A 19246-nucleotide genomic window follows, 5' to 3' on the forward strand; every position below is an offset into this window, starting at 1 on the left:
GGCGGGCCTCACCGCCACCAGCTCCATTTTTCCATACGCATCCAAGAACGGACCTACCGCCATGAGCGCACCGCGTACCCTTTACGACAAGATCTGGGACGACCACCTGGTCGATCAGCAGGACGACGGCACCTGTCTCCTCTACATCGACCGCCACCTGGTCCACGAAGTCACCTCGCCGCAGGCCTTCGAAGGCCTGCGCATGACTGGCCGCAAGGTTCGCGCGCCGGAAAAGACGCTGGCTGTGGTCGACCACAACGTCCCGACGTCGCCTGATCGCCATCTCGGCATCAAGAACGAAGAGAGCCGTATCCAGGTCGAGCAACTCGCCATCAACGCCGCCGAATTCAATGTCGAGTACTACTCGGAAAACGACAAGCGCCAGGGCATCGTTCACATCATCGGACCGGAACAGGGCTTCACCCTGCCCGGCATGACGATTGTCTGCGGCGACAGCCACACCTCGACGCATGGCGCCTTCGGCTCGCTCGCCCATGGCATCGGCACGTCTGAGGTCGAGCACGTGCTCGCCACCCAGACGCTGATCCAGAAGAAGGCGAAGAACATGCTGGTGCAGGTCGACGGCGTACTGCCGGCTGGCGTCACCGCCAAGGATATCGTTCTCGCCATCATCGGTGAAATCGGCACCGCCGGCGGCACCGGCTACGTCATCGAATACGCCGGCGAAGCCATTCGCGCGCTGTCGATGGAAGGCCGCATGACCATCTGCAACATGTCGATCGAAGGCGGCGCCCGCGCCGGCCTGATCGCGCCTGACGAGACCACCTTCGAGTACATCAAGGGCAAGCCGCGCGCGCCGAAGGGCGAGGCGCTGGAGCAGGCAATCGCTTACTGGAAGACCCTGAAGTCGGACGAAGGCGCGCATTTTGACCGCGTCGTGAAGCTCAACGCCGCTGAACTGCCGCCGATCGTATCCTGGGGCTCTTCGCCGGAGGACGTCATTTCCGTTCAGGGCGTCGTTCCGAACCCTGATGAAATCCCGGAAGAGACGAAGCGCGCTTCCAAGTGGCGTGCGCTTGATTACATGGGCCTGAAGCCCGGCACCCCGATCACCGAGATCAACATCGACCGCGTCTTCATCGGCTCCTGCACGAACGGCCGCATCGAAGACCTGCGCGCTGTTGCCAAGGTCGTCGAGGGCAAGACCGTTGCCTCGACCGTCAACGCCATGATCGTTCCGGGCTCCGGCCTCGTGAAGGAGCAAGCGGAGAAGGAAGGCCTCGACAAGATCTTCAAGGCAGCCGGCTTTGACTGGCGCGAGCCGGGCTGCTCCATGTGCCTCGCCATGAACGACGACCGCCTAAAGCCCGGCGAACGTTGCGCCTCGACCTCGAACCGCAACTTCGAAGGCCGCCAGGGCTTCAAGGGTCGTACGCACCTGGTGTCTCCAGCGATGGCCGCCGCAGCGGCGATCGCCGGCCACTTCGTCGATATCCGCGAGTGGAACTAAGCATAAAGGCCTCCCCTTCGGAAACGAGGGGGAGGCTATCTCAGCAGACACCGGACGTATTCGGTGCGACAATAGCCGCGTTCGACCCCCCTGGCTCCTTTCAGGTGAGCATATGAGCGCCGCAAAACCCTCCACCAAACGACGCCTGCTTCTTCTTCGTCACGCCAAATCCGCATGGCCGGAGGACGTGGCCGACCACGACCGCCCGCTGGCCGGCCGTGGAGAAAAGACAGCGCCATTGATGGGCCGCTACCTCGCGCGTGAAAAGCTTATTCCCGATCTCGTGCTTGTATCGTCCGCGCGCCGCACGCAGCAGACCTGGAAACTCGTCGCCAAAAAGCTGCCGCCCTCGATCGCAAAGCAGGATTCGGAGGACTTGTACGAAGCCTCTGCGGCGAAGATCGCTGCCGTCGTACAGTCGATCGATCCATCGGTCCGGACCCTCATGTTGATCGGACACAATCCCGGTTTTCAGGATCTTGCGGATGGCCTGATCGGTGCAGGCGACCCGGAGGCATGTGTTGGCATCAGGGAGAAATTCCCGACAGCCGCACTTGCCGTCATCGAGTTCGATGTGGATCGCTGGAAAGGGCTAAAGCCAAAGAGCGGCACACTGGAGCGGTTCGTCACGCCGCGTTCGCTCGCCTGAGCGAAAACTGCGTCTCCCTCCTCCCCGCATAGAGAGGAGGGAGCGCAAAGTTCAGATCAGAAATTGGCCGTGTACGGATCCGGCCCCATGCGGGCGCTCTTGTCGTCAAGCTTGGCAATCGCCGCCATGTCGGCTGCATCCAGCTTGAAATCGAAGACCTTGAAATTCTCCTCAATGCGCGACGGCGTCACCGACTTCGGAATGACGACGAGACCGCTGTCGATGTGCCAACGGATGATGACCTGCGCGGGTGTCTTTCCGTGCTTCCTGGCGATCTCCCCAATCGTCGCATCGGCGATCAACTTGCCCTGACCGAGCGGGCTCCAGGATTCGGTGGCAATGTTCAGCTTCTTGTGCGCTTCCTGCGCCGCCCGCTGCTGGAAATCCGGATGCAGCTCGATCTGGTTGATGACAGGGACGACACCTGTATCGCCGATGATCTGTTCGAGATGGTCGGGATAGAAGTTGGAAACGCCGATCGAACGAGCGCGGCCCTCTTCCCGGATCTTCACGAAGGCCTTCCAGGTTTCGCGATAGAGCGCACGCTGCGGCGACGGCCAGTGGATGAGGTAGAGATCGACATAATCAGTACCGAGCTTCCTCAGGCTGCCTTCGAAGGCGCGCATGGTCGCGTCGTAGCCCTGGTCGGTGTTGCGGAGCTTGGTGGTGACGAAAATGTCCTTGCGATCGAGGCCGGACGAGCGGATACCCTCGCCGACGCCTTCCTCGTTGTCGTAGCCGGACGCCGTGTCGATGTGGCGATAGCCGGCGGCAATGGCCGTGCGCACCGTCGGTGCCGCAATCTCCTGGGGCGTCTGCCACACGCCGAGACCGACCTGGGGAATGGAATGTCCGTCATGGAAAGTGATGATGGGTTGCTGTGCCACAATATGTCTCCGTAATTTTGAAGAATTGGACGAGGCATGATTGAATCCGCTTCTTGCGGATTTCCCTGCGCGCATTTCAGCCGTGCGCCGGTCGAAAGGGCATATAGGTAAGCGGGACTGGTTTATCACCCCCGAGCGTCAAAGAACACGAACGACAGTGCCTCTGCGCATGAAGGGCAGACGCTGCATATCGCGCGGATGAACGGCGACGCAGCCGGCGGTCGGCTCGTAACCCGGCCTGATCAGATGGAAGAAAATCGCGGAGCCCCGATTGCGCGCCCGAGCAGTGACGTTCCAGTCGAGCACGAGGCAGATGTCGTAGAGGCCGTCCTTGCGCTTCATCTCCTCATGGCTGCGGCCGAAGGGCGCCCGGACCAGGCGATTGTAATTGGCGTCGTCCGGCTGGTCGCACCAGAGCATATCCTCACGGATGCGGCGAATTGCAAGCGGCGTCTCCAGATGTGTGGGCCGGTCGCCGCGGCGGAAGCCGGAAAGCAGCTTCATCGAGGCGATAGGGGTGGCGCCATCTCCCTCGCGCTTGAGAACCGTTCGGCCTGAACGACCGATCGCTGCAGGCACCCTGAGGGCGCCGAACTGGATCAAAGCCCTGCTTTTTTGCCGGGCGCAGGACGAACGAGGAGGGTCGTCGACTTTATCCGCGTCGGACGCCTTGTTTTCTCCATTTTTCTCACATGTGTTTGCGATTGCTAGGTTTGTGATTGAGATCACATAGCATCGTATACGACAACAGCTCGGTCACCCGATCTTTGCCAATGCCGGAAAATTGGCGTAGGAGTGAGGGACCGTAGGCGAGGGAAAGAGCCGCATGACCGCACGCACCATTCTCTTGGTGGATGATGATGACGACCTCCGCGAGACACTCACGGAGCAGCTTTCGCTCTATGACGAATTCACGGTCCTCCAGGAAACGACAGCGGCCAAGGGTGTCGAGCGCGCGCGATCAACGCCGATCGACCTGTTGATCATGGATGTGGGCCTGCCTGACATGGACGGCCGCGAAGCCGTGAAGCTGCTGCGCAAGGGCGGCTTGAAAGCCCCGATCATCATGCTGACCGGCCATGACACGGACTCGGATACGATCCTGGGCTTGGAGGCTGGCGCCAACGACTACATCGCGAAGCCCTTCCGCTTTGCCGTCCTGCTTGCCCGCATCCGCGTGCAGCTGCGGCAGCACGAGCAGAGCGAGGACGCCACCTTCAATGTCGGCCCCTACGTCTTCAAGCCGAGCCAGAAGCTCCTGACGATGGACAGCGGGCAGAAGATCCGTCTGACCGAAAAGGAAGCCGCGATCATTCGCTACCTCTATCGCGCGGAGCAAAAGGTCGTCACCCGTGACGTGCTGCTGGAAGAGGTGTGGGGTTACAATTCGGGGGTGACGACACACACCCTGGAAACCCACGTTTACCGTCTCCGCCAGAAGATCGAACGCGATCCCTCCAACGCCGAGATTCTGGTAACGGAAAACGGCGGCTACAAGATCATACCGTAGCATGGCCCTAAACGACGACATCAGGCTACTGTCGCAGCTGCCGCTGTTCCACGGCATGTCCGAGGATCAGCTGCGTCTGATCGCCTTTGGTGCGGATCGCCGCGTCATGTCGGCCGGCCAGATGCTCTTTCGCGAGGGCTCGCCGGCAGAAAGCGCTTATGTGATCCTCAGCGGCAATGTCGAACTCAGCCGCACCGGTCGCGACGGTCAGCCCGAGATCCAGAACACCGTCGGACCCGGCACGCTTCTATCCGAACTTGCCCTGATCACCTTGGTCGAACGCAAGTTTACGGCCGTTGCAACGGAAGACACGAGCATCATCCGCATCACACGCTCGCTCTTCCATCGGTTGATCGAGGAGTATCCGGATGCAGCCCGGCTGATCGAAAGCCGCATCCGCGACAATATTGCCGAGCTTGCGGCCCGAGCCGCGGCCCAGCTTCACCGTTTTATCTGACAGATCAGAGATTGAAGTGCGCCGTGACAGGCACGTGGTCGGACGGCCGCTCCCAGCCGCGCGCTTCCTTCAGGATGTCGATGCGCTGCAGGTGTGGCCCAAGATCCTTTGAGCTCCAGATGTGGTCAAGGCGACGGCCGCGATCGGCCGCTTCCCAGTCCTTGGCGCGATAGCTCCACCAGGTATAGAGCTTTTCGTTCTCAGGCACGTGCTGCCGCATCAGGTCGAGCCAGGCGCCGCGCTGCATCACCTCGAGAAGGCCCTCTGTCTCCACCGGCGTGTGGCTGACGATCTTCAGCAACTGCTTGTGGGACCAGACGTCATGCTCAAGCGGAGCGATGTTGAGGTCGCCGACAAGGATTGACGATGTATTCGCCTCACCATTTGCCTTGAGCTGCTTCATTTCCTCGATGAAATCGAGCTTGTGGCCGAACTTCGGATTGATCTCCCGATCCGGTTCGTCGCCTCCGGCCGGCACGTAGAAGTTATGCAGCCGAATACGCCGGCTACTGCGCTCGAAGATGGCCGAGATGTGCCGCGCGTCGCCGACGTTGCAATAGTCCTGCCGGTGGTCCTCGACCAACGGAACGCGCGATGCGATGGCAACACCATGATAGCCCTTCTGACCATGGATGATGATGTGTTCGTAGCCCATCGCGCGCAATGGCGAGGCAGGAAACAAGTCGTTCGGAACCTTCGTTTCCTGGAAGCAAAGGATGTCTGGCTTATGTTTGAGGACGAATTGCTCGACGATCGGCATGCGCAGCCGCAGAGAGTTGATATTCCACGTCGTAACCGAGAAGCTCATTCCATCGTTGCCTTTCAAAACCGGACGAACTGGCTTTAGAGCAAAGGCTTTGCCGATGGAACGGATGCGCGCAAAGAAAAACGCCCCGCGAGATCGCGAGGCGTTCTTCTCATAAAACAGCTGAAATCAATCTCGGTAAGCGGCCGTTCCCGGGATTACCTCGTACGGTACCCTGAACACCTTGTCGTCGAACTGGACGCCAGTCTTGACGTTGAACACCATCACCGAAGTGTCTTTACCCTGATTGTCGGTAATCGTCCACTGGCGGAGATCGTAGGTCTTCGGGTCGAACATCATCGTAATTGTCGAGTTACCGAAGATCGTGTTGTTGCCAAGGGCGATCGTCGTCAGGTCGGATTCCTGCTTCACGCTCTTCACCGAGCCGGCCGAGAGATCGATCCGTTGCGCCAGCAGCAGGCTGAGCGGCGTCTTCGACAATGGGTAGAGATCCCACGTCTTGAGCTTCATATTTCCAACAGCGACGTTCTTGCCGTCCGCGATGACACGGATCGGTGACGGATTGTCATAGTTGAAGCGCAGTTTGCCGGGGCGCTGAATGTAGAACTTTCCGCCGGTCTGCTCGCCACGCGGGCCGAATTGAACGAATTCGCCCTGCATCGTAGCGACGCTCGAAAAGTGATCCGCGATCGCCTGCGCGGTGCTGGCACCTGAAGCAGCGGATGCCGCTTGCGCATAGGCAGCAATCGGAATCGCAGACGCCGCAGCGGCGGCCAGCGAGCCGAGAAGATGGCGCCGGCTCAGCGAGATGCGATCCAAGATGGAATCGGAGTTGTTCATCTATGTCTCCTTTATGCAATTCGAATGCTGCGGAAACGCGGCGCCTTCATGGCGTAGTTCGCAGACCTGCATAAACTAACGGTTTCAGCGCGATCAGGTTTCCGTGATCCCGGCGTCATTTCGATCGCTGTCGACCTCAACGGTCCAGAATATCGTCTTCGGTCGGAACCAGGATCTCGCGTTTTCCAGCATGGTTGGCGGGACCGATGATGCCTTCCTGCTCCATCCGCTCGATCAGTGATGCGGCGCGATTGTATCCAATGCCAAGTCTACGCTGAATATACGACGTTGACGCCTTTCCGTCACGCAGAACGATGGCGACAGCCTGGTCGTACGGATCGTCGGAATCGGAGAGATTGGACGTCCCTGCCGGACCGCCGCCGTAGTCGCCATCTTCGTCGTCATCGGCGGTGATGGCGTCGAGATATTGCGGCGAGCCCTGAGTCTTCAGATAGGAGACAATCTCCTCCACTTCCATGTCGGCAACGAACGGACCATGGACGCGCTGAATGCGCCCGCCGCCGGCCATATAGAGCATGTCACCCATGCCGAGCAGCTGCTCGGCGCCCTGCTCTCCGAGGATGGTGCGGCTGTCGATCTTCGACGTCACCTGGAAGGAGATGCGCGTCGGGAAGTTTGCCTTGATCGTGCCCGTGATGACATCGACGGACGGACGCTGGGTCGCCATGATGACGTGGATGCCGGCCGCGCGTGCCATCTGCGCCAGGCGCTGCACCGCACCTTCGATATCCTTGCCGGCGACCATCATCAGGTCGGCCATCTCGTCGATAATGACGACGATGTAAGGCATGGGCTGCAGGTCGAATTCTTCCGTCTCGTACATCGCTTCGCCGGTATGGCGGTCGAAACCGGTCTGGACAGTGCGCGAGATCACCTCGCCCTTGGCAAGCGCCTGCTCGACGCGGCTGTTGAAGCCGTCGATATTGCGGACGCCGATCTTCGACATCTTCTTGTACCGCTCTTCCATCTCGCGGACGGTCCACTTGAGCGCAACGACTGCCTTCTTCGGATCCGTCACAACAGGCGAGAGAAGGTGCGGAATGCCGTCGTAGACGGACAATTCGAGCATCTTCGGATCGATCATGATCAGGCGGCACTGCTCCGGCGTCATGCGGTAGAGCAGTGACAGGATCATGGTGTTGATGGCGACCGACTTACCGGAACCGGTCGTACCGGCAACCAGCAAGTGCGGCATCTTCGCCAGATCAGCAATCACGGCCTCGCCGCCGATCGTCTTGCCGAGTGCCATGGCAAGCTTGGCCTTGGAGCCCTCGAAGTCGCGGGAAGCGATGAGTTCACGCAGATAGACGGTTTCCCGCGTGGAGTTCGGCAGTTCGATGCCGATCGCGTTGCGACCCGGCACGACGGCGACGCGGGCAGCGATCGCGCTCATCGAACGGGCAATATCGTCGGCAAGGCCGATAACGCGGGACGACTTGATGCCCGGCGCAGGTTCCAGTTCGTAAAGCGTGACGACCGGACCGGGGCGAACGTGGATGATCTCGCCCTTGACGCCGAAATCCTCGAGCACGCCCTCGAGCATGCGCGCATTCTGTTCCAGCGCGTCGGCAGATAGTGTCGAATCTCGCACGACATTCTTCGGTTCCGCGAGCAGGTGCATCGACGGAAGCTGGAAGCCTTCAGGACGAATGAACGACCCCTGCTGCTCCCGTTCGAGACGCGCACCAGGTTTCGGCCGCGCCGGAGGCTGCACGACGCGCGGTTCCGCGCGCCCGGTCGCCTTGGCCGGCGCGCGCATCATCCAGTCATCGTCATCGGGCAGGATATCGGCCGGCCGCGGCGGCATGTCGTCGAAAGGCAGATCGTCGTCATCGTCATCATCATCAAGCGAAACGGACGGAGTAGAAACAACGCGGCGCTGCGAGGCAGCGCGCGGCTCCATTGATGGCTCCATGCGATCGCCACGCCCGGCCGGCGCCTTGGCGCGAACCGGCTCGTTCAGCTTGCCAAACTCGTCGTCGTTGAAGTCGTACGGCGACTCGAAATCATCCTGCCGGCGCTTGCGCGGACCCATGCCGAGCAGCCGGCGTATTCGGGCCTGGCTCATGTACCAGGCGTGCGTCAGCGCACCGAAGGCAAGCCAGCCGCCTTCATCGTCATCTTCATCTTCGTCGCCGACCGAGCGCAGCTTGGAGCGAGTGCTTGCGTAGGCTTCCTCGGCTTCCTCTTCATCGTCCTCGCTGCGACCGACGATGCCGGCAGCAAACAGCATCATCCAGACGGTCGGGACAGCGAATACGCAACCGACGGCAGTCGCAAAAGCGCCCGTCGGATAGGCACCGACGAACAAGGCAGGAAACCGCAGGATCATGTCGCCGATAACGCCGCCGATGCCATTCGGGATCGGCCAGGTGAGCGGTGGCGGGAAGCAGCCAATAACGGCGGAGGAGAGCACGGAACCCAAGGCCCAGGCTGCGGCGCGCGCGGGAATGCGGCTGAAACGCCTGCCTGAGATCAGAGCGAGAGCCCAAGCGACAACCGGCAGAAGCGCCACGACACTGGCCAGGCCAAAGAATTGCATGGCGATGTCGGCGAACGCGGCGCCGCCATAACCCAGGATGTTCGTCGGTTGGTTTCCGGTCGCATAGGAATAGCTCGGGTCCGCGACGTTCCAGGTCGCGAGCGCTGCGACCGCCAATGCGAGCAGCAGGAAGATGGCGAAGCCAAAAAGGGTCTGCGCCTGCCGGAACATGAAACCCGAGAGGGAAAAACGGTCCGGCCGGCCATCCATTGCTGGCGATGTGCTTCTTGCCATGTGTGTACCCGTCCAATGCGTGAGAGCGTTCGAATCGCCAAGCGTCTGCGCTCAGTACCTTCGCCCCACCTAATCAGAGGACAGTTAAAGCGGTATTAACCATGCCGCCCCCACATCTTGCAGCGGAAAATAAAAAAGCCCGAACCTATGGAGGTCCGGGCCAAGAGCGGTCTACTCGGATGAATAGGCCGCGACGGGCTGTTCAGCGGCGCCGGCTTGCGCGAGCGCCGCAATGCCTTGATTACGCGTGGTAAGCGGCCTCGCCGTGAGTCGAAAGGTCGAGACCTTCGCGCTCGGCTTCAACAGAGACGCGCAGACCGATGACGACATCAACAATCTTGTAGAGGATCAGGGAACCGATACCCGACCATGCGATCGTTGTCAGGACGCCCTTCAGCTGAGCGAAGACCTGCGTCGCCGTGCCCGGATAGCCGGCGGCGAAATCGGCCGTCGAGTAGTCGACAATGCCTGCCCCGCCGAGTGCCGGGTTGACCAGGATACCGGTGCCGATGGCGCCAAGGATACCACCGATGCAGTGAACACCGAAGACATCAAGCGAGTCGTCGTAGTTGAACTTGTTCTTCACGACGTCAACGAAGAAGTAGCAGACCGGCGAGACGATGAGGCCGAGAACGATCGAACCCATTGGGCCGGCGAAGCCAGCTGCCGGGGTAACGGCAACGAGACCAGCGACAGCGCCCGAAGCTGCACCGAGCATTGAAGCCTTGCCGCGGGTGAAGTTTTCAACGAGGCACCAGGACACAGCGGCAGCAGCCGTTGCGACAAAGGTGTTGATCATCGCGAGCGAGGCGTAGGCATTTGCTTCGAGGTTCGATCCGGCATTGAAGCCGAACCAGCCGACCCACAGAAGCGAAGCACCGACCATCGTGAGGGTCATGGAGTGCGGTGCCATGATTTCCTTCTTATAGCCCGTGCGCTTGCCTAGCATGATGGCGCCGATCAGACCGGCAATACCGGCATTGATGTGGACGACCGTGCCGCCGGCGAAGTCGAGCGCTCCGTAGGAGAAGATCAGGCCAGACGGCGAGGTGTAGGAGCTTGGGCCACCCCAGAACCAGACCATGTGTGCCATCGGGAAGTAGACGAAAGTGACCCACAGAACCACGAACAGCATGACGGCCGAGAACTTGATGCGCTCGGCAAAGGCGCCGACGATCAGGGCTGGCGTGATGCAGGCGAAGGTCATCTGGAAGCAAACGAAGGTCAGCTCGGGAATTGCAACGCCCTTCGTAAAGGTCTCTGACAGGGTGGTCGTGTCGACGCCTGCAAGGAATGCCTTCGAGAAGCCGCCGACGAAGCTGTTGAGCGAACCGCCGTCCGTAAAGGCCAGCGAATAGCCGTAGGTAACCCAGATGATCATGACCACGGCCGTGATCATGAAGACCTGCATGAGAACGGAAAGCATGTTCTTGGCGCGGACGAGGCCACCGTAGAACAGGGCGAGGCCCGGAATTGTCATCAGCAGGACAAGCACGGTGGAGATGAGCATCCACGTGTTGTCACCCTTGTCGACCGTCATCGCAGGAGCAGCAGCGGCGGCAGCAGGCGCAGCGGTCGTGGCGGCATCCTGCGCGAAGGCGGCAACCGGCGCGAGCAGCGCGGTAGGCGCAGCAGCAAGCCGCGCATATGTGGAGGAAAATTTCGAGATTGACATTGAAAGAGGCTCCCTTGCTCTGCCGCTCTTACAGCGCTTCTGTGTCGGTTTCGCCGGTGCGGATGCGCACGGCATGGTCGATCGAATAAACGAAGATCTTGCCATCGCCGATCTGGCCGGTCTTGGCGGATGACACGATGGCCTCAACGGCCTTGTCGACGAGTTCGGAAGCAACCGCGATTTCGATCTTGAGCTTCGGCAGGAAGCTCACCGCATATTCGGTGCCGCGATAAATCTCAGTATGCCCCTTCTGGCGCCCGTATCCCTTCACTTCGGTCACGGTCAGGCCCTGGATGCCGATCGCCGTGAGGGCTTCGCGCACCTCGTCCAGCTTGAACGGCTTGATAATGGCCATCACAATTTTCATCTGGTTTCCCATCCTTCGTTATCCTCGGCGCGGAGCCGACTCTCCTTGCCGCTGACGTTCACGAACAGCGACCGGGGATATACATTCAAGGAGCGTGCCAGATTCCCACGAGGAAGCTAACCTATTGAAATATAATGGTTATATAAAGCGGCACTAATAAACAGGCAAATGACTGCCCAATAATCGCTCAAAAAATACCCAAATGAACAAATGTGCCTACAATTTATTCATTTGCCCTTTTACGAATCAGCCCCTCCTGCGCCACCGACGCAATCAGGGTACCGTCCCTCGTAAACAAGCTACCGCGAGTGAGGCCCCTCGCGCCGGAAGCCGAAGGACTGTCCTGCGTATAAAGAAGCCAATCGTCGAGTTTGGTTGGCCGATGGAACCACATCGAGTGATCGAGGCTCGCAACCTGGATCGTCTGATCGAAGATCGACGTTCCATGCGGATAAAGCGATGTATCGAGCAGGGTCATGTCGGAAAGATAAGCCAGGATCGCCGCCTGATAATAGCGATCGTCGGGAACCGGCCCCGTCGCCCGCACCCAGACATGCTGAACCGGATCGAGCTTCTCATCCGAGAAATAATGAGTCAGCGATATCGGCCGGATCTCGATCGGCCGTTCACGCTCCCAATACTTGCGAATCGGTGCCGGCGCGTTGGCAAGAAACTGTGCTGCGATCTGCCGTTCATCGAGCAGCTTCTCAGGAGCGGGAACATCCGGCATGAGGATCTGGTGGCCGAAGCCGGGCTCCTCGATCTGGAATGAGGCAGAGAGAGCGAATATCGCCTCTCCATGCTGGATGGCGACGGCGCGGCGTGTATTGAAACTCGACCCATCGCGGATCCGCTCGACCTGATAGACGATCGGCACCGAAGGATCGCCAGGGCGCATAAAATAGGCGTGCAGCGAATGTACAATGCGGTCGCGCGCCACCGTGCGCTGTGCTGCCATCAGGGCCTGTGCGATCACCTGACCGCCAAAAACACGCTGCCAACCAACCTGCGGGCTGCGTCCACGAAAGATGTCGACCTCGATCGGTTCAAGGTCCAGCGTGGAAAGCAGCGTCTCCATCGCAGTTGGTTTTTCGGTGTCACGCGTCATTTTGTATAGCTCCGGACGGTAGGAAGTGCGGCAGCGATGATCTATATAGATCAATACGATATTCACAAGAAACGGAACGAAACTCCATGCGGGACATGCTGGTTGTAGGCGCAGGTTATGTCGGTCTTTCCGCGGCCGTAGCGGTCAAGCAGGCAGCACCTCATCTCGATATCGCGGTCGTCGAGGCAGCACCTGCGGGCGTCTGGCAGAAGGACATGCGTGCCTCGGCGATTATCGCCGCCGCCACCCGGATGCTCGAGGTTTTCGGCATCTGGGATGAGATCGAGCCCGAGGCGCAGCCGATCACCAAGATGATCGTTACCGATTCGAAAACCGCAGATCCCGTACGGCCGGTTTTCCTGACCTTCGATGGCGAAGTGGAGGATGGACGGCCCTTCGCGCACATGATTTCGAATGTCACGCTCGTGCGGGCGCTGCGGGGCGCATGCGAGCGTCTTGGCATCGAAATTCGCCACGGCTTCAGCGCAACCGGTCTCTCCGTGGAAGATACGCACGCAACCGTCACCGCCTCGGATGGCAGCGTGTTGGAAGCCCGACTTGTTGTCGCCTGCGACGGCGTCCGCTCACACTTAAGGGATCTGGCAGGCATCAAGACCGTGTCCTGGGATTATGGTCAGTCGGGAATTGTCACAACGGTCGAGCATGAGCGTCCGCATCACGGCTGCGCGGAAGAGCATTTCCTTCCGTCTGGCCCGTTTGCGATCCTGCCGCTGAAAGGAAATCGCTCTTCGCTCGTCTGGACGGAGCCAACGTCGGAAGCAAACCGTCTCGTCACGTCCGACGATCTCATCTTTGAAGAGGAACTGGAGCGCCGCTTCGGTCACAAGCTTGGCACGTTGAGGACTGTCGGTGACAAGCGCGCCTTCCCGCTCGGATTGACGCTGGCGCGGGCATTCGTCGCTCCGCGTGTAGCGCTCGCCGGCGATGCGGCCCATGGCATCCATCCGATTTCCGGCCAGGGCCTGAACCTCGGCTTCAAGGATGTCGCAGCCCTTGCCGAAACCGTTGTCGAGGCCGATCGGCTTGGCCTTGATATCGGCTCGATCAACATTCTCGAGCGGTATCAGGTATGGCGTCGCTTTGACACCTTCCGTATGGGCGTCACGACCGACGTACTCAATCGGCTCTTTTCGAATGACCTGGCGCCGCTGCGCATCGCCCGCGATTTTGGCCTCGGCGTCGTCGATCGGCTTCCCGGCCTGAAGTCGTTCTTCATCGGCCAGGCGGCAGGCACCACAGCCAAGGACAATCCTCGCCTGCTCGCAGGACAGACGATCTAGTCAGTCGTCCAGTCCACGGGCCTCCGAGACCAGCATGATCGGAATGCCATCACGGATCGGATAGGCGAGGCGCGCCTTCTCCGACACGAGTTCATTGTGTTCGCGGTCGTAAGTTAGCCTGCCCTTGGTCAGAGGGCATACCAACAGTTCGAGAAGCTTCGGATCAACGCGGCTGAGTTTTTCGTCCATGAACCTTTTTACTGCAGAACGGTGTCCGAGTCACCGAACACGCGCGCCAGCACGATCTCGGTGATCGCGATCAGCGTTTCCGCTCGTGTCTTGAGGTCGGGCGCCTCCAGAAGCGCCTGCTTCTCGGCAGGCCCGAAGGGCGACATCATCGCCAGCGAATTGACGAGCGTCAGGTTGCTGGCGCGCTCGACGCTTTCCCAATCGGCCTCGAGCTTGTTTGCATCGAGATAGGCCTTGAAAGCAGCCAGAAGCGCGGCGCGATCGACGGCGTCCTCCTCATCGCGTGCCGAAAGATCGGCAATGAACGGCGCAATGCGGAAGGTCCGGAATGGATTGTGGGTCTCGCGCTCCTCTAGAAGGCGAAAGCGGCAGATGCCGGTGAGAGAAACAATGTAGCGACCATCCCCTGTTTCGGCGAAGGATGTAATGCGTCCAAGGCAGCCAACCGGGGCCAGAACCTCGCCCTGCCCTTCCTGGTCCCCCAAAGCGGGCTGGACCATGCCGATCAGTCGATTTCCCGACAAAGCGGCGTCGAACATCGCGAGATAACGCGGCTCGAAGATGTTGAGAGGTAACTGGCCTGTGGGCAACAGAAGCGCACCGCCAAGCGGAAAGACAGCGATCGTATCGGGCAGATCACCGGGCTTTAAGTATCGTGCATTCCCCACTTGCATAGAGACTGGTCCTGCGTCACCCGCGGGCGCGACAGGATGCGCCCGCACAATCGGGAATGTGGGGCCCGCCCCCGAAAACGCAAGGGCGGGCGATCGAAACTTGAAGCCCGAATTACGAAAATAGCATGGCCGAGAGCTTGCGCCGCGCCGAAACCGTCGCAGGATCCTTGAAGCCCCAGACGTCGAAGAACTGCAGCAGTTGCCGGCGAGCGCCATCGTCGTCGAAAACGCGGTCCTTGCGCATGATATAAAGCAGATGCTCTGCCGATTCTTCGCGCCGACCCTCGACGTTGCGGATTTTGGCAAGCTTCAGGCGGGCCTCATGATCGTCGGGATTTCGCGCTAGGTCCTGCTCCAAAGCGACGGGATCACCAAGCTTGCGCGCCTCCTCGATCTGATCGAGCTTCTTCGATACCGCCTGGATCGCCGGGTCCTTCGCCATCTCCTCAGGCAGGTCAGTCAGCGCCTCGCGCGCACGCTCGTGCTGGTTTGCGGCAATCATGCATTCGGCCATTCCCGCCAAAGCCTTCGCATTCTCGGGATCGGCCTGCATGACGGCGCCGTAAAGCTGTGCGGCACCATTGATATCGCCCAATGCCAACAACTCGTTCGCTTCCTTGAGGACGCCTTCGATTTCGGCCGCCTGGTCGGCGCCGGCCGGACCGGCGATCCGATCGATGAACTGGTTGATCTGGCTCTCCGGCACAGCGCCCATGAAACCATCGGCGGGACGACCGCCGACGAAGGCGATTACGGCCGGAATCGACTGGATACCAAGCTGGCCTGCGATCGACGGATGGTCATCGATGTTCATCTTGACCAGCTTGACGCGCCCTTGCGCTTCATTGACGACCTTTTCCAGCACTGGGGTCAGCTGTTTGCAGGGACCACACCACGGTGCCCAGAAATCGACCAGAACCGGCTGGTTGCGAGATTCCTCGATGACATCCTTCGCGAAGTTCGCGGTCGTCGTATCCTTGATGTAACCGCCCGCGCCCGCAGCCGGGGCCGCCCCATAATTCGCCGTTGCCGTCATCTGGCCAAAGGAATTGCTGTAAGGATTGTCGTTGCCGCTCATGGATATCTCCCGCCGTGCCGGTCAGCCGGCTTTTCTAGCGCTAAAATCGTATGTCAGGACGTCACTTTCAAGACAAGCGGCTTGTGTCCCGTCGCTTCCATGAAGCGAATAAGATCTCCGCTTGCAATCGAAGTCGTTGCATCATTGGACAGTGGGTGGCAATTGATGATCTCGTCCTTCATCAGATCGGCATCGAGAACGAACGTCACATTTCCACCGGTGTCATTGATGGCCCCAAAGGCCGTGACCGAACCGGGCGCAACCCCAAGATACTCCATCAGCCTTTCCGGCTTTCCGAATGAGACCTTGCTGGCGGCGCCGATCAGCGTGTGCACCGTCTTCAGATCTACAGTCGCATTTTCTTCAACCGTCAGCAGGAAGAACTGATCCTTTTTGTCTTTGACGAAGAGATTTTTCGTGTGGCCGCCGGGGATCTCGTCACGCAGTGCGACCGATTCGGCAACCGTAAAGACAGGCGCATGGTTTTTGGTGCTGTGCTTGATATCCAAGCCATCAAGAAAGGCAAAAAGGTCGTCTCTCGTCTTCGGCGTCGCGTCGGTCATCGGAAAATCCATGCGGTCGGGAAAGTGGATGCATGCCTGATTACGTCCCGCCATCATCTTTTGCAACGCTCGCGGTCGACGCTTTGCCCTGCATTTGCGGCACTTCCGATGTCTCCGAACGAGGCCCGCAAATTTTTCTTCGAGTTTCCGTCATTTCCCTGTTGCATTTGAAAATCGTTTGGGCGATATAGCGCCCGTCGCCGCAAGGTGGCGCCCACGGTCCTCACAACTACCCCGGACCGATGCGGATTGAGCGGGTGTAGCTCAGGGGTAGAGCACAACCTTGCCAAGGTTGGGGTCGAGGGTTCAAATCCCTTCGCCCGCTCCAAATCTCCTTCTAACAGGTGATCTTTTTTCAGGCTTTGGCCTGACGATCGCTTGTGTTTTCAAGACATTAGAAATGCGTGCTGGCGCTTGGCGAGATCGCCGGGCAACAAAAAAACCGACGTTCGGCCGCGCCAAAGTCGTCGGTTCTCGGATCTCGAAAAACGGTCAGCGGAATTTAGTTGCGAGGCGATGTCCAGGCATTCTCCGCGGCCTTCTTGGTCGGGGCGGTTTCGCGCTCGTCACCACGCTCGGCATTGCCGCGATCCGCTTCACCCTGCCGGTCGGCGATGTAGGGTGCGAGCATTTGCTCCAAATGAGCCGCGGTCAGACCTGCTGCGAAACGTCTCATCTCATCCCTCCGACTGTTTACGCTTTGTAAACACTTAGCCGCTGTGAGCGGTGATCGAAACGGCTCGATCGAACTCTCCACGTGCTTTTGTTCCAGATGAGTGGTGGCCCGAAGCTAGGGCATTGCGACGCCGAGCCGTTCGGCATGGGACGCGAGCGATGCCATGATGTTGGAGTGCAGGGCGACCCCATCCGCCAGGGCAGAGCGTTTGCGCGCCAGGCCGTTTTCCCCGGGCAGCCGAACGCGGGCAACACCGGGTCGCGGCGGATTGCTGCGACACTCATCGGCGAGCCAGCCGGTCTGCCGCAGAAAGGCATCGCGGCCGCCAAAGGCGTCAGGATCGAAAACCTGGACGGTGACAGCAGCATTGGTACCCTTCAGCCCGTCGACGCGGCCGAGCCCTGAAAGACCTTGGGTGAAGGCTTCGACATGAAGCGCCATGCCATAGCCCTTCTGGCCATGATCGAGCCCTCCGACCGGCATAAGCGTGCCACCGCGTTCGATCACTCGCGGATCACGGCTGGGCTCGCCGTTCTCGTCCATCAGCCACGCATGATCATATTGTCGGCCCTCGCGGACCAGACGCTGCGCCATGTTGACCGTCGTGATCGAAGCGCTGATATCGATCAGGATCGGATCGCCGGGCGTCGGAATACCATGAGCGACGGGGTTCGGCGTGTAGACGCCCTTTCGTCCCCCGAACGGAGCGACCTGCGCCCCGGATGGGCTGGAACTCGCGATGCTGACCATATAGCCGCGATCGGTCGCGATGGTGAGATAGGCGGCAAGGCACCCGATGTGATGGCTGTCCGCAATCGCGATCGTCGCTGTGCCGTAGCTCGCCGCACGCTCGCAGGCAAGCTTCACCGCCTCCGATGTCAGCCAGGCACCGGGCAGGCGCTGCCCCTGCCACGCAATGGCCGGCCCGCGGTCGGAGACCACCTCCGGCAGACCTTCGCGCTTCATCACGCCATCGGCGATACTTTGGAGATACCAGCCGGCCAATGCCAAACCATGCGTCGTGTGTCCCATCAGATCGGCTTCGAGGAGATAGTGGGCGACGGCGGCCGCTTTCTCCTCCTCGAGCCCGGCAGCGGCAAACAGCGCCCGTGCAAATTGGCGCAGCCTATCCGGCGCGTAGCGGATGTCGGATGTCTCGCCCATGGCTTACTCCATTATTTGCCGGCACCGGGCCGTCGGGTCAGCGCGCCAGAAAGCGCGGGTGAAGCGTCACACCGTCGAGCGCGGCAAGCACGTTCTCGGCCGACATGATGGAGACGGCGCGTTTCGCGTCGAGGGTCACGCCCGCGACATGTGGCGTGACGAGTATGTTCGAAAGCTGGAACAGGGGATTGTCGATGCCCGGCGGTTCGACGGCGAAACTGTCGAGACCGGCTCCGGCGAGGTGCCCATCTTCGAGGGCAGCAACCAATGCCTTCTCATCGACGACTTCGCCCCGCGCCGTGTTGATCAGGAACGCACCTTGTTTCATCAGGCCGATGCGGCGGGCGTCGATCAGGTCTTGCGTCTCAGGTGTCAGCGGACAGTGCAGACTGACGATATCGGAATTCGCAAGAAGCGTATCGAGATCTGTTTCGCGGCCCACCTCATCGCCAAAGGCGCTGTCTGGCGCGTGTGGATCAATGGCCGAGACGGTCATGCCGACCGCGCCGGCCATTTTCGCCAGCGTCTGGCCGATGAAGCCGAAACCGACGAGGCCAAGCCGCTGGCCGCGCAGCTCGCGTCCCTTGTACTGGTTCTTGTCCCAGATACCGTCCCGGATCAGCGCGTCCTGGCGCGGCAGATCCTTGACCAGCGCCATGATCAGCGCGAGCGCATGCTCGGCAACGGAGTGCCCGTTGCTGCCCGTAGTCATCGACACCGGAATGCCGAGCGCTGTGGCTGCCTTCACATCGATGTCGTTCGTCCCGACCCCGTGCTTGGCAATGTGCCGGAGCCTTCCGCCTGCCTGCATTTCCTCCGAACCAAGAAGATCAGCCAACAATCGCACGATGACGGCATCCGGTCGGTGGGCCTTCATTGTTTCGATAACAGCGCGCCGGTCGATATAGGGCGCTGTGGCAATGACGCTTGCTCCGGCCTCTTCCAGAAGCGAGCGACCTTCCGGCGCCAATTCACCGCCGAGAATGACAACAGTCTTTTCCATTCGCTCATTTCCTCCAACGAGCAAAGCGGCAGGCGGCGCAACGCTGCGCCGCTGACAATGCAACAAGCACG

General features: G+C 60.3%; 19 protein-coding genes, 1 tRNA gene and 1 pseudogene. 6 read left to right on the forward strand and 15 right to left on the reverse strand.

What is annotated here, in order from left to right:
* The first annotated feature begins 61 nt into the window (after positions 1-61).
* On the forward strand, positions 62-1471 hold the full coding sequence (gene leuC / locus AC1DE4_RS11920) for a 3-isopropylmalate dehydratase large subunit (protein WP_018855831.1): 1410 nt from the start codon (positions 62-64) through the stop codon (positions 1469-1471).
* A gap of 112 nt (positions 1472-1583) precedes the next feature.
* Positions 1584-2120, forward strand: coding sequence for a SixA phosphatase family protein (locus AC1DE4_RS11925; RefSeq protein WP_025658126.1), 537 nt, complete (start codon positions 1584-1586; stop codon positions 2118-2120).
* Positions 2121-2176: 56 nt separating this feature from the next.
* Here the strand turns inward: AC1DE4_RS11925 and AC1DE4_RS11930 are convergent, their stop codons facing one another.
* Both AC1DE4_RS11930 and AC1DE4_RS11935 read right to left on the reverse strand, forming a co-directional pair.
* The gene (locus AC1DE4_RS11930) at positions 2177-3007 is read right to left on the reverse strand and encodes an aldo/keto reductase (protein WP_018855833.1); all 831 of its coding nucleotides are present in this window, start codon (positions 3005-3007) and stop codon (positions 2177-2179) included.
* 138 nt (positions 3008-3145) lie between these two features.
* Positions 3146-3690, reverse strand: a pseudogene (locus tag AC1DE4_RS11935) (L,D-transpeptidase family protein).
* A gap of 143 nt (positions 3691-3833) precedes the next feature.
* Here AC1DE4_RS11935 and AC1DE4_RS11940 point away from each other — a divergent pair.
* Positions 3834-4517, forward strand: coding sequence for a response regulator transcription factor (locus AC1DE4_RS11940; RefSeq protein WP_018855834.1), 684 nt, complete (start codon positions 3834-3836; stop codon positions 4515-4517).
* 1 nt (position 4518) lies between these two features.
* The gene (locus tag AC1DE4_RS11945; RefSeq protein ID WP_018855835.1) at positions 4519-4974 is read left to right on the forward strand and encodes a cyclic nucleotide-binding domain-containing protein; all 456 of its coding nucleotides are present in this window, start codon (positions 4519-4521) and stop codon (positions 4972-4974) included.
* 4 nt (positions 4975-4978) lie between these two features.
* On the opposite strand, the gene AC1DE4_RS11950 is transcribed toward AC1DE4_RS11945, so the two are convergent.
* The 6 genes from AC1DE4_RS11950 to tesB form a co-directional block, all read right to left on the reverse strand.
* Entirely contained in the window at positions 4979-5782 is an 804-nt protein-coding gene (locus AC1DE4_RS11950) for an exodeoxyribonuclease III (RefSeq protein WP_477881424.1), read from the reverse strand.
* 126 nt (positions 5783-5908) lie between these two features.
* Positions 5909-6580 (reverse strand): outer membrane lipoprotein carrier protein LolA, encoded by a 672-nt coding sequence (locus AC1DE4_RS11955; protein ID WP_025658123.1) that lies wholly within the window; start codon positions 6578-6580, stop codon positions 5909-5911.
* Between the two features lie 136 nt (positions 6581-6716).
* Entirely contained in the window at positions 6717-9377 is a 2661-nt protein-coding gene (locus AC1DE4_RS11960; RefSeq protein WP_477881426.1) for an FtsK/SpoIIIE family DNA translocase, read from the reverse strand.
* Between the two features lie 241 nt (positions 9378-9618).
* Positions 9619-11052 carry an ammonium transporter gene (locus tag AC1DE4_RS11965; RefSeq protein ID WP_477881428.1) on the reverse strand — a complete coding sequence of 478 codons (1434 nt, stop codon included), beginning with the start codon at positions 11050-11052 and terminating at the stop codon, positions 9619-9621.
* 28 nt (positions 11053-11080) lie between these two features.
* Positions 11081-11431 carry a P-II family nitrogen regulator gene (locus AC1DE4_RS11970; protein WP_018855840.1) on the reverse strand — a complete coding sequence of 117 codons (351 nt, stop codon included), beginning with the start codon at positions 11429-11431 and terminating at the stop codon, positions 11081-11083.
* 211 nt (positions 11432-11642) lie between these two features.
* Positions 11643-12527 (reverse strand): acyl-CoA thioesterase II, encoded by an 885-nt coding sequence (gene tesB, locus AC1DE4_RS11975; RefSeq protein WP_018855841.1) that lies wholly within the window; start codon positions 12525-12527, stop codon positions 11643-11645.
* 86 nt (positions 12528-12613) lie between these two features.
* Between tesB and AC1DE4_RS11980 the strand changes: the two genes are divergently transcribed.
* Positions 12614-13828 (forward strand): ubiquinone biosynthesis hydroxylase, encoded by a 1215-nt coding sequence (locus AC1DE4_RS11980; protein ID WP_025658120.1) that lies wholly within the window; start codon positions 12614-12616, stop codon positions 13826-13828.
* On the opposite strand, the gene AC1DE4_RS11985 is transcribed toward AC1DE4_RS11980, so the two are convergent.
* From AC1DE4_RS11985 to AC1DE4_RS12000, 4 genes are all read right to left on the reverse strand, one after another.
* On the reverse strand, positions 13829-14017 hold the full coding sequence (locus tag AC1DE4_RS11985) for a Trm112 family protein (protein WP_007794429.1): 189 nt from the start codon (positions 14015-14017) through the stop codon (positions 13829-13831).
* 8 nt (positions 14018-14025) lie between these two features.
* Positions 14026-14691 carry an LON peptidase substrate-binding domain-containing protein gene (locus AC1DE4_RS11990; RefSeq protein WP_018855843.1) on the reverse strand — a complete coding sequence of 222 codons (666 nt, stop codon included), beginning with the start codon at positions 14689-14691 and terminating at the stop codon, positions 14026-14028.
* 112 nt (positions 14692-14803) lie between these two features.
* Positions 14804-15769: a thioredoxin gene (gene trxA / locus AC1DE4_RS11995; RefSeq protein WP_025658119.1), complete on the reverse strand. Its 966-nt coding sequence runs from the start codon at positions 15767-15769 to the stop codon at positions 14804-14806.
* 53 nt (positions 15770-15822) lie between these two features.
* Positions 15823-16332: a prolyl-tRNA synthetase associated domain-containing protein gene (locus AC1DE4_RS12000; RefSeq protein WP_062374261.1), complete on the reverse strand. Its 510-nt coding sequence runs from the start codon at positions 16330-16332 to the stop codon at positions 15823-15825.
* Positions 16333-16585: 253 nt separating this feature from the next.
* Between AC1DE4_RS12000 and AC1DE4_RS12005 the strand changes: the two genes are divergently transcribed.
* Positions 16586-16660: transfer RNA gene (locus AC1DE4_RS12005), tRNA-Gly, on the forward strand.
* A 174-nt stretch (positions 16661-16834) separates the two neighbouring features.
* Here the strand turns inward: AC1DE4_RS12005 and AC1DE4_RS12010 are convergent.
* The 3 genes from AC1DE4_RS12010 to AC1DE4_RS12020 all read right to left on the reverse strand — a co-directional run bounded on the left by AC1DE4_RS12010 (position 16835) and on the right by AC1DE4_RS12020 (position 19175).
* Complete coding sequence (locus tag AC1DE4_RS12010) at positions 16835-17008, reverse strand: hypothetical protein (RefSeq protein ID WP_477881431.1); 174 nt, start codon at positions 17006-17008, stop codon at positions 16835-16837.
* A 114-nt stretch (positions 17009-17122) separates the two neighbouring features.
* On the reverse strand, positions 17123-18172 hold the full coding sequence (locus AC1DE4_RS12015) for an Ldh family oxidoreductase (RefSeq protein ID WP_477881433.1): 1050 nt from the start codon (positions 18170-18172) through the stop codon (positions 17123-17125).
* Positions 18173-18209: 37 nt separating this feature from the next.
* A complete protein-coding gene (locus AC1DE4_RS12020; protein WP_477881434.1) occupies positions 18210-19175 on the reverse strand; it encodes a hydroxyacid dehydrogenase in 966 nt (321 codons plus the stop codon).
* Positions 19176-19246 lie beyond the last annotated feature (71 nt).

This window comes from Rhizobium sp. 10N414, assembly GCF_056394785.1.

Coding starts and splice junctions, on each gene's coding strand:
- leuC (WP_018855831.1), top strand. CDS start 62: ATGAGCGCACCGCGTACCCTTTACGACAAGATCTGGGACGACCACCTG.
- AC1DE4_RS11925 (WP_025658126.1), top strand. CDS start 1,584: ATGAGCGCCGCAAAACCCTCCACCAAACGACGCCTGCTTCTTCTTCGT.
- AC1DE4_RS11940 (WP_018855834.1), top strand. CDS start 3,834: ATGACCGCACGCACCATTCTCTTGGTGGATGATGATGACGACCTCCGC.
- AC1DE4_RS11945 (WP_018855835.1), top strand. CDS start 4,519: ATGGCCCTAAACGACGACATCAGGCTACTGTCGCAGCTGCCGCTGTTC.
- AC1DE4_RS11950 (WP_477881424.1), bottom strand. CDS start 5,782: ATGAGCTTCTCGGTTACGACGTGGAATATCAACTCTCTGCGGCTGCGC.
- AC1DE4_RS11955 (WP_025658123.1), bottom strand. CDS start 6,580: ATGAACAACTCCGATTCCATCTTGGATCGCATCTCGCTGAGCCGGCGC.
- AC1DE4_RS11960 (WP_477881426.1), bottom strand. CDS start 9,377: ATGGCAAGAAGCACATCGCCAGCAATGGATGGCCGGCCGGACCGTTTT.
- AC1DE4_RS11965 (WP_477881428.1), bottom strand. CDS start 11,052: ATGTCAATCTCGAAATTTTCCTCCACATATGCGCGGCTTGCTGCTGCG.
- AC1DE4_RS11970 (WP_018855840.1), bottom strand. CDS start 11,431: ATGGGAAACCAGATGAAAATTGTGATGGCCATTATCAAGCCGTTCAAG.
- tesB (WP_018855841.1), bottom strand. CDS start 12,527: ATGACGCGTGACACCGAAAAACCAACTGCGATGGAGACGCTGCTTTCC.
- AC1DE4_RS11980 (WP_025658120.1), top strand. CDS start 12,614: ATGCGGGACATGCTGGTTGTAGGCGCAGGTTATGTCGGTCTTTCCGCG.
- AC1DE4_RS11985 (WP_007794429.1), bottom strand. CDS start 14,017: ATGGACGAAAAACTCAGCCGCGTTGATCCGAAGCTTCTCGAACTGTTG.
- AC1DE4_RS11990 (WP_018855843.1), bottom strand. CDS start 14,691: ATGCAAGTGGGGAATGCACGATACTTAAAGCCCGGTGATCTGCCCGAT.
- trxA (WP_025658119.1), bottom strand. CDS start 15,769: ATGAGCGGCAACGACAATCCTTACAGCAATTCCTTTGGCCAGATGACG.
- AC1DE4_RS12000 (WP_062374261.1), bottom strand. CDS start 16,332: ATGACCGACGCGACGCCGAAGACGAGAGACGACCTTTTTGCCTTTCTT.
- AC1DE4_RS12010 (WP_477881431.1), bottom strand. CDS start 17,008: ATGAGACGTTTCGCAGCAGGTCTGACCGCGGCTCATTTGGAGCAAATG.
- AC1DE4_RS12015 (WP_477881433.1), bottom strand. CDS start 18,172: ATGGGCGAGACATCCGACATCCGCTACGCGCCGGATAGGCTGCGCCAA.
- AC1DE4_RS12020 (WP_477881434.1), bottom strand. CDS start 19,175: ATGGAAAAGACTGTTGTCATTCTCGGCGGTGAATTGGCGCCGGAAGGT.